This window comes from Bacteroidota bacterium (genome assembly GCA_030017895.1).
Lineage (GTDB): Bacteria > Bacteroidota > Ignavibacteria > UBA10030 > BY39 > JASEGV01.
Genome location: JASEGV010000095.1, coordinates 1 through 9,575 on the forward strand (window position 1 = coordinate 1; position 9,575 = coordinate 9,575).

Annotated in this window: 9 protein-coding genes, 1 tRNA gene and 1 pseudogene; 8 read left to right on the top strand and 3 right to left on the bottom strand. The window is 37.1% G+C overall.

The features are described 5' to 3' along the window. Positions 1–190: 190 nt before the first annotated feature. Positions 191–1,381: an efflux RND transporter periplasmic adaptor subunit gene (locus QME58_13000; protein ID MDI6804737.1), complete on the bottom strand. Its 1,191-nt coding sequence runs from the start codon at positions 1,379–1,381 to the stop codon at positions 191–193. A gap of 317 nt (positions 1,382–1,698) precedes the next feature. Between QME58_13000 and QME58_13005 the strand changes: the two genes are divergently transcribed. The 7 genes and pseudogenes from QME58_13005 (at position 1,699) to QME58_13035 (ending at position 8,599) form a co-directional block, all read left to right on the top strand. After that, on the top strand, positions 1,699–3,174 hold the full coding sequence (locus QME58_13005; GenBank protein ID MDI6804738.1) for a T9SS type A sorting domain-containing protein: 1,476 nt from the start codon (positions 1,699–1,701) through the stop codon (positions 3,172–3,174). A gap of 345 nt (positions 3,175–3,519) precedes the next feature. Next, a complete protein-coding gene (locus QME58_13010; GenBank protein MDI6804739.1) occupies positions 3,520–3,699 on the top strand; it encodes a helix-turn-helix domain-containing protein in 180 nt (59 codons plus the stop codon). 15 nt (positions 3,700–3,714) lie between these two features. Next, positions 3,715–4,764, top strand: a pseudogene (locus tag QME58_13015) (ISNCY family transposase). Positions 4,765–4,918: 154 nt separating this feature from the next. Then, positions 4,919–5,677 carry a 3-oxoacyl-ACP reductase FabG gene (fabG, locus tag QME58_13020; GenBank protein MDI6804740.1) on the top strand — a complete coding sequence of 253 codons (759 nt, stop codon included), beginning with the start codon at positions 4,919–4,921 and terminating at the stop codon, positions 5,675–5,677. 252 nt (positions 5,678–5,929) lie between these two features. Beyond that, positions 5,930–7,057, top strand: coding sequence for a deoxyhypusine synthase (speY, locus tag QME58_13025; GenBank protein ID MDI6804741.1), 1,128 nt, complete (start codon positions 5,930–5,932; stop codon positions 7,055–7,057). Between the two features lie 67 nt (positions 7,058–7,124). Next, on the top strand, positions 7,125–7,328 hold the full coding sequence (locus tag QME58_13030) for a histone H1 (GenBank protein MDI6804742.1): 204 nt from the start codon (positions 7,125–7,127) through the stop codon (positions 7,326–7,328). A gap of 119 nt (positions 7,329–7,447) precedes the next feature. Next, positions 7,448–8,599: a dipeptidase gene (locus QME58_13035; GenBank protein ID MDI6804743.1), complete on the top strand. Its 1,152-nt coding sequence runs from the start codon at positions 7,448–7,450 to the stop codon at positions 8,597–8,599. A gap of 51 nt (positions 8,600–8,650) precedes the next feature. Here QME58_13035 and rpsU read toward each other — a convergent pair whose 3' ends face one another. Next, positions 8,651–8,851 carry a 30S ribosomal protein S21 gene (gene rpsU / locus QME58_13040; GenBank protein MDI6804744.1) on the bottom strand — a complete coding sequence of 67 codons (201 nt, stop codon included), beginning with the start codon at positions 8,849–8,851 and terminating at the stop codon, positions 8,651–8,653. Next, positions 8,852–9,277 carry a hypothetical protein gene (locus QME58_13045; GenBank protein MDI6804745.1) on the bottom strand — a complete coding sequence of 142 codons (426 nt, stop codon included), beginning with the start codon at positions 9,275–9,277 and terminating at the stop codon, positions 8,852–8,854. A 187-nt stretch (positions 9,278–9,464) separates the two neighbouring features. Between QME58_13045 and QME58_13050 the strand changes: the two genes are divergently transcribed. Beyond that, a tRNA-Ile gene (locus tag QME58_13050) sits at positions 9,465–9,538 on the top strand. Positions 9,539–9,575 lie beyond the last annotated feature (37 nt).

The following is a 9,575-nucleotide window of genomic DNA, read 5'->3' on the forward strand; positions in this document are numbered from 1 at the left end:
TGTTACGCTGTTTCTATCTATCATTTTTACCCACTCACTTCCACGATGAGCCTTAGTTATTAGTTATGGGTTTATTGTTTTTGTTCCTTTGTTACTGGTTATAGTTTAATAGTTTAATTGAAAAGCACTGCCAACTAAAAACTAAAACTTTTTAACTAAAAAACTATAACTTTTAACTAATAACCAATAACTATTTTAATTTCACTGACGAACCCGTACGCAGATTTTGCGAAGGTTTCAGAACGACTTTATCGCCCGATGAAAGTCCGGATTTAATCTCAACAAATCTGCCGAAACTTTTGCCAACAGTAACCGGCGTTGCCCAAACTATATTTTCTTTAAAAACGAAAGCTATATTTTCATCTTTCAGTTTCATAATTGCATCAGCATCGACTGCAAGGATTGGCTGAACATCTATACTATCAGTTGGGGTATTCTGTAGGAAATTTACTTTTGCGCTCATCTCCGGCAGCACACGATTATCCTTTTCTAAAAATCGAATCTTTGTCAGCACGGTTGCTTTAGCCCTGTCGGCAGTCGGAACAATCTTGTTTACTACACCTCGATAACGTTTATCGGGATACGCATCGAGAGAAATCTCGCAGGGTTGATTTTCCGAAATACGTACGATATTAGATTCGGAAACATCCGCTTCAACCTCGAGCGACGTCATGTCTGCGATTGTTACAACAGCAACGCGCGAGCTTGCACCCGCTGCAAACGGAGCAACTACTTCGCCCACATCTGCATTCTTCGTTAAAATCGTTCCGTCGAACGGCGCACGGATTATTGTATTCTCTAATTGAACTTCGGCTGCATTTATTGTTGCATTTGCTGCCGATATAGTTGCGATTACACGGTCGTAGCGTGACTGTGCGGCATCGAGTTCAGATTGGGAAATCGATCCAGTTTCAAATAATTTTCTTGCCCGCACAAGCGATTGTTCAGCATCGTTTCGGTCGGCTTTTGAAACTTCTAAACTCGCTTTTGCTTGATTTAATGCTGCTTCTACATCGTCGCTTTCGATGCGTGCGATAATATCTCCTTTTTTAACGCGGTCGCCTTCCTCATAACCTAAATATACAAGCCTGCCGGTTGCTTTCGATGCGATGGATGCTTTCCGTTGTGCAACAACATAACCGCTTGCAGTTAGCAATGCGTTCGCTTGATTCGGTGAGATATAACTGACGGTTGTCAGTGCCACTACTTCAGTTGTTGTGAACAAACTTTTTAGGAAGAAGAAAGCGGGAATCATCAAAACTAATGCGCCGGCGATGTAAAAGAAAATGCCTCTGCGTTTACGCGAACCGTCTATGGTTCTGGGTTCTTCCTCTCGTTTTATCTTTAATTTCGATAGGTCAATATTTTCTTTTTCAGTCATTATTATTGGGTGTTATGTGAATGAAAATTTTGCTTTTGCAAGATAGAAAAATAATGGAAGGTTTGCAAATGAGTCATTCTTGATTTCTAATCAAGAATAATTTTAGCAGCTCATTAATATCAATTTTATAAGTAATTATTACCGATTTTGAAAATATTTTATGGTAAAAAGTAAATTTTTCCGATGTGTAGTCATCTAACACAAATTTATTCTTTGAAATATGCTCAATATTATTAAATAATCAATGAATTCAAAAAGTGGTATGAAATATGTAAAATTTACAAAAAAAATTACAAATATAAATGAAGGAGAAACATATGGAAAAAATGATAATAATAATTTTATGTCTTCTGTTGATTATTAATATTTCAACAGCCGGCGTAAAAACCTGGGTTGGTGGTCAGGGGAGTGGCGGACAGAAATCACAATGGAATCGTGACGCGAATTGGAATCCGACCGGAGTTCCAGTATCTAGTGATTCGGTAGTCATACCTCTTACCTCATTTAATCCTGTAAATATGAACTCAGCATCAGGATTTTGTGGTGCTTTAACTTTAGCAGGTGGTTCGATATATTTATCTGGAAATTTAAATATAAATTCCAATAACGGACACGGCGGGCATTTATCAATTATATCAGGGACTTTTACTGCTACCGATTATGCTGCTTCAATTCAAGGTAATCTTATTAATGACGGTACAATATCTGTCGGTTCTGGGACAATTAGTGTTAATGGCGATGTAACAATGGATGGAACTATTACTTACGCGACCGGAAGAATGAATGTTGTTGGTGCATTAATGCGTAATAATCTTTCCGGTACCGGGGTAAAATTATTATTTTCTGCTAACAATTACATTGATATTACTACTGCCGGAATCACGTCAATTACAATTCAAGCATTTGCTAACACAACTTCTCCTGATACATTAACAAATTATAATGCCTCAAAAGGTGTTAAGAGGTATTATACAATTTCGAACATTGTTGGAACTGGTGAAGCAAGACCACGCTTTGATTATTTAACAAGTGAATTGGGTAGTACTTTTATTCCAACGAATGCAAATGTGTGGCAATACAAAAATAGCGGACCGTGGGTAAATCAGGGGACGCTTATTGCTGTTGAATATTTCGCTGAACCATTGTTGCCTCTCAATGAAACAAATTTATTAGGTAACTACCTTATTGCCGACGCCGAAGTCGCGATGCCAATTCAACTTGGATCTTTCGTGGGCAGTTTTATGGACGGAAGCGGTATAAAATTGGAATGGACAACTTTAAGTGAAATCAATAACTATGGCTTTAATGTACAACGCTATAACAGAGATGCCATGATATACGAAAATATAGGATTTGTTGAGGGCAATGGCACAACACTTGAACCTAAGACATATATATTTTTTGATGAAAGTTTTAATGTTTCTGTCGAATATCGCCTCGAACAAATTGATAACGATGGTCTAATTAATTACTATGGACCGCTAAAGCTCAATCCTAACAATGTGAGAGAAGGTGAAACTGTTCTTGCTGTATTTAAATTAAATCAAAACTATCCTAATCCGTTTAATCCTGCTACGACGATCAGTTTTAGTATTTCGGATGGAGGTTATACAACATTAAAGGTATTCAACATGTTAGGACAAGAAGTAACGACATTGTTTAATGAAAATGCCGAAGAAGGTAAAATGTACATCGTAAATTTCGATGCTTCCACACTATCAAGCGGTTTGTATTTCTATAGATTACAAAATGGAAATAACGAGGAAGTTAAGAAATTCACTTTGCTGAAATAGTTTATTAATATATTTACTTGACCCTGTCCCGATTTGCCAGCGATGGTTAGTAGGGACAGGGTTTTTTATTGTACACCAATGTAGGGGACTTCTTAGAAATATTGTTTAAATCGCCGCTATTCCATATATTTTGACTGGATATTAAGTACATTTTATGTTCTAAAGATTATTTCACGTTGTTAAGATAATACAGTATTCAATATTATTTTCAATGAATATCGAATCAATGTAATCGCCCAGCGAAAATGTCAGGTATAACGCTCAGTAGAAATGTCAGGGTACATCCCGAAAATAACGGGAAAACTATTAAATTTGAGATTCCCATAAATAACAAGGAATCTCGGAATGCAAATAAACCTGACTATGAGCCAAAAAGAAATCGAAAAATTAAAAACTCTTACCCGGATTAAGTCCGGTGAATTAACAATATCGAATGCAGCAGAAAGTCTACGTTTAAGTGAACGGCACATGTACCGCATACTTAAACGTTACTCAACCGAGGGTGATGTCGGAATTGTTCACTGATCGCGTGGTAGACAATCAAATAACCGATTACCTAAAACTATGTACGACCAAGTATTAAAACTTTATAAAGAAAAATATTCAGATTTCGGCCCAACATTCTTTTCTGAAAAATTAGAGTTCGACCACGATATTATCGTTTCACGTCAGACTCTTACCAGATGGTTGCGTGTAAAGGGATTATTACTAGCAATGCGAAAGAAACGTCCGCACCGTAAGAAACGACCCCGACACGAAGCTATAGGTTCTCTTATTCAATTTGACGGTAGTCATCATGACTGGTTCGAAGGTCGAGGCCCTGCTTGTTGTTTACTCTGTGCTGTCGACGATGCTTCAGGACAAATCTTTCTACAGTTTGCTGAATCAGAAGACACCAAAAATGTTCTCTCCTTTTGGAAGAAATATATCGGTTTTTTTGGCATTCCTGCTCAAATCTACACCGACTTCCACACAATTTACTATAATGAAGCTGAACACCTTACTCAATACGAAAGGGCTCTAAAAACTTTAAATATCGAACCAATTTATGCCCATTCTCCTCAAGCTAAAGGACGAGTCGAACGAGGTAACAGAACTCATCAAGACCGTCTGATTAAATCATTAAGATTAAAAAACATCTCAACTATTCAGGATGCTAATAACTATCTTCTCGAAGAATATAATGCTCATCATAACAAACTTTTTTCTAATTCCGACTCTTTACAAAACATTCATCGCTCTTCCGATGGTATTGATCTTGACGCAATCTTCTGCTTTGAAACTAAAAGAACTGTTTATAACGACTATACCATCATGCTCAACTCTCAGTACATTCAGCTACTTAAATCGGATTCTCCTTTACCACCACCTAAATCAAAAATTATTGTGCGACTATACTTAGATAACTCTCTGCATATTCTCTGGAATAACAACGAACTCAGATATGAAATCTTCAACAATAAACCTAAACCAAAACAACGTGTGCAGATTACTCGTAAACCTTCTCCTAATCATCCTTGGAGAAAACTTAAACGGGGACTCTCAGCTAAACATTTTAAATCATCTATAAAACTTGAACTCGTAACTTAATTTTATTACCTTGTACCTGACATTTCTATTGGACATTTTAACCTGACATTTCTACTGGCCTATAACAATGAATATCGAATCCACCTGTGTTCCGTCATTTAGCCAACGGACAGAAATTTGGCAGAAAAGTATCAAGAAAGGAATAAATAAGATTATGATAAGTTTAAAAAGCCAAGTTGCACTCGTAACAGGCGGCTCGCGAGGCATTGGCGCTGCTGCTGCAATTATGTTTGCCAAAGCAGGCGCTAACGTAGCTATCACTTATTTGCACGATAAAAAATCAGCCGATTCGGTGGTTGCAAAAATTAAAAAATCAGGAAGAAAGGCAATTGCTGTTAAAGGCAATGTTGCTGTTTTTAACGATGCTCAATTAATGGTGGATATTATCGTGAAGAAACTTGGCAGGGTAGATATACTGGTGAACAATGCCGGCGTTTGGACAGAAGGCTCGGTTGAATACCTTGAAGAAGAAACTTGGAACGAAACAATTAATGTGAACCTCAAAGGTACATTCAATATGTGCAAAGCAGTTGTGCCTGTAATGAAAAAAAATAAATACGGTAGGATAATAAACATAGCCAGTACTGCGGGTCAGAGGGGAGAGGCGCATCACTCTCATTATGCGGCATCGAAAGGTGGGGTAATCGCATTCACAAAATCATTAGGCGTCGAATTAATACGCAGCGGTATCTGGGTGAATTGCGTTGCACCCGGCTGGGTTGTAACGGATATGACTGCCTCCGTATTCAAAAATACAACTTATAAAGGAGTTGTTAGTCAAACAATTCCCCGTGCGAAAATTGCAACACCTGAAGAAATTGCAGGTTCCATTATTTTTCTCGCTTCCGAATTATCCAATAATATCGTTGGCGAAATTCTAAATGTAAACGGCGGTAGTGTGCTTTGCGGATAGTTACACGATATATCTTAATCACACTAATTTTTTCTGATATTCCACTCTGTTTCATAAAAATTGAGTAAATCTACTAAAAAAGCTAAAAAATATAGATTTTAAAATACCCCAAAACAGCTTGTATTCGATAGTTTTCAAAAATAATCCTTAAAATCTTTTAAAATTGAAAGATTTTACTTGCGTAATTCTTCAAAATTTATAATATTTACATCGAATATAAGGTTAATTAATTCATTCTAAACTATTATATAAGTGAAGACAGCTAAAACACAATATCTAAGAGGAAAACAAATCATTCAAAAACCGATACAGGGTGATGTTACAATTACAACCTTAGTAGATAAATATTTTCAGGCATACAATGCTGCTCGTTTGCGTGAAGCTTGCCATTTGCTTACTCAAAAGATGTTAAAAAAAGATGTTACTATCGGAATGAGTTTAACAGGTGCCCTGACTCCTGCCGGTTTGGGGGGAACTTGCATCGTCCCTTTAATGAAAGCCGGATTTGTTGATTGGTTAGTTTCGACAGGGGCAAATTTATATCACGATGCACATTTTGCACTTGGCTTGAGTATGCACCGGGGCACACCGTTTATCGATGATCGGATTTTGAGAGAAGAGGGTGTTGTCCGGATATATGATGTTTTGTTTGATTATAACGTTTTACTTTCGACGGATGAATTTTTCAGAGAGATTTTTAAATTTCCGGAATTCGATAAAGAAATGGGAACTTCCGAATTGCACTACTTAATTGGGAAGTTTGTTTACGAACGCGAAAAATTATTAGGAATTAAAAATCACAGCATATTGGCTGCAGCATATTTGTATGGCGTTCCGGTTTATACTCCTTCGCCAGGCGATAGTTCAATCGGGATGAACATTGCAGCTATTAAGTTAGGAAAAACTAATTTCAAGTTAGATGTTTTCAAAGATGTGAACGAAACAGCAGCGATAGTATTGAATGCCAAACGAGGTGGCGGTAAGAGTGGTGTTTTTATTTTGGGTGGCGGTTCACCAAAAAACTTTATGCTTCAAACAGAACCGCAGTTGCAAGAAGTTTTAAAGATAGATGAAAAAGGACACGACTACTTTTTACAGATAACCGATGCGCGTCCCGATACAGGCGGTTTGTCGGGCGCAACACCATCGGAAGCGGTAAGCTGGGGAAAGGTCGACCCGAACCAACTTCCCGACACGGTTGTGGTTTATAACGATTCGACGATTGCACTTCCGATAATTACATCGTATGTTCTTACTAAATCAAAATCACGCCCTTTAAAAAAACTATATCATCAAAGAGAAAAATTAATAAATAAACTTTATCAGGAGTACAAAAAGAACGAAAAACGTTCCAAAAGTAAAAAGCAACACAAGAAGTAATTAATTCACTAATTCAAATAATTTAAATAATTCATACTTAACAATAACAAACCATAAGGAGGTTTTAATGAGCCGATATAATGAACTACGAGACCTGGTTGCAAGTTTCGAAAAAGATTTTGTAAAATTCTACGACAAAGGAAACAAATCTGCCGGAACACGCGTCCGAAAAGCTATGAACGAAATAAAACGGAAAGCACAAGAAATCCGTAAAGAAGTTCAAGAATTGAAGACTACCGACACACCAGGCGGCGACTCGCCGACTATGTAAGTATTACATAGGTAATGATTAAAGGGGGCTTGATATAACTCAAGCCTCCTTTTATTTTTTTATCAAACTCAATTTTACTTATGCTTATTAATTTTTTTAAAATCGGATTAATAACTTTGATGCTCTTATCTCTCACTGCTTTTCAAACATATCTGGATTATAAAAAAATCCACCACGATGCCTACGTCTTCGATGGACATAACGACGCCGTTCACCGGTTGTTAGCGGGAGAAGATTTGGGATTGGAAACTACAAAAGGACACATCGATATACCGCGTTTAAAATCGGGCGGTGTTGATGCTTCGTTTTTCTCGGTGTGGGTTCCTCCGGCTGCTAAATCGAAATCTTATTTCAATCAGGCAAACAGTCAAATCGAAGCTCTTATAGATTTTGCTAAAAAGTATCCCGCATCCATACAAGTTACACTGGCTGCCTCTGATCTTGAAAAGATACGTAAAGAAGGGAAAATAGCGCTTCTAATAAGTATGGAAGGAGCTCATCCACTCGGCGATTCAATTCGGAATCTCGATTATTTTTATTCCAAGGGAGTTCGTTCTATTATGCCTACGTGGAACAACAGTACGAGTTGGGCAACTTCTGCCGAGGATGAAACGAACACTTCCAAAAAATTGAAGTATAAGGGTTTAACTGATCTTGGTAAAAATTTTATTCAACGGATGGATGAACTTGGAATTATAATCGATGTTTCGCACGCCGGCGAGAAAACTTTTTGGGATATTATTGAAACTTCAAAAAATCCGATCATCGCTTCTCATTCATCCGTCTGGAATATTTTTCAGCACTGGCGAAATCTGAAGGACGACCAAATTAAAGCAATTGCCAACACAGGCGGGTTAGTGGCTGTAAACTTTGCCCCGTATTTTTTAGATAAAGGATTTGGTAAAAAAGTAGAAGCGATGCGCAAGCGACACGATAAAAAAATAAACTCTTTAAAAAAATCGTGGAAAGGTTCTGTTTTATCACGTGAAGAAATGATTGGCAGAATGCTAAAAGAAGAATATGCCAAGATCCTACCAACCATAAGCGATTTAGTCGATCATCTGGATTATGTTGTAAAACTTGTCGGAGTTGATTATGTAGGGCTTGGATCAGATTTCGATGGCATCGGAGTAACACCGAAAGGATTAGACGATGTATCGCATTATCCTGAGATTACGAAAGAGTTAGTAAAACGCGGATACTCGGAAAATGATATTCGAAAAATTTTAGGTGGAAATTTTTTAAGAGTAATTGAAAAGGTTTTAAAATAGGCGACCCCTTAAAAAAAAACCCTACCTGCATGATTGAGGTAGGGTTTTCGATTACATGGATGTTTCTTCCATTCGTGTTCTGTAAGCTCTGCGAACTGCTTTTATTCTTGCCATTCGTTTCTTGACAGAAGGTTTCGTAAAGAAAGTCCTTTTCTTAAATTCTTTCAGTACGCCTGATCGTTCATATTTTTTCTTAAATCTTCTAAGAGCTTTGTCGATATTCTCGTGATCTTGAATATTGATGCCGATCAATCAATTCACCTCCTCTCGATGTTGGATGTTTGTTTCTGAAATTTCATTTTCGAATACGTTTTCTAATTTATAGTTTTCTATTAATCTGCGCTCGCCGGCATTCTCAAACTTTACAATTATTGCATGGCTACCGTCGGATGTTGTTTCTTTTTTAATTACTTTTCCGAAGTCATTTAGTGCGTCGTGAAAAATTCTTTCACCAAGTGTGTAAGTAATTTCCGGATTGTAATTTTTTTGTATTTTTTCTCCGTTTACTGTGCTATCAGTCCCACTCTCGATAATCGGACTCAATAACGACAAGTGATGACATCGAGGGCAGCGGTACCAGATCTTATCTGTAACACCTGCCATTTCACCAACCATTACCATCTTTGTAGTTAGACTGCAATGAATACATTGTCGCAACGATATTTTACTTTTACCCATAACTTACCTTTAATAATTAAGTTGAAAATTAAACTATTGAAATGAGTAAATCTGAGAAATTAGGAGTGAAATTACTCGCTTCAATATAACAAATTATTCCCTATTCTCCAACCTTTTTAAAAAAAAAGAAATTCTTGTTTTTTATGCCTATAAGTAGTATATTTTGGCTGTAAAATAAAAATTTAAAGGGCCCTTAGCTCAGTTGGTTAGAGCAGCAGACTCATAATCTGCGGGTCGTAGGTTCAAGTCCTACAGGGCCCACAAAAAACAATCAGTGTGGTCGTAGGTTTTCCGTTCA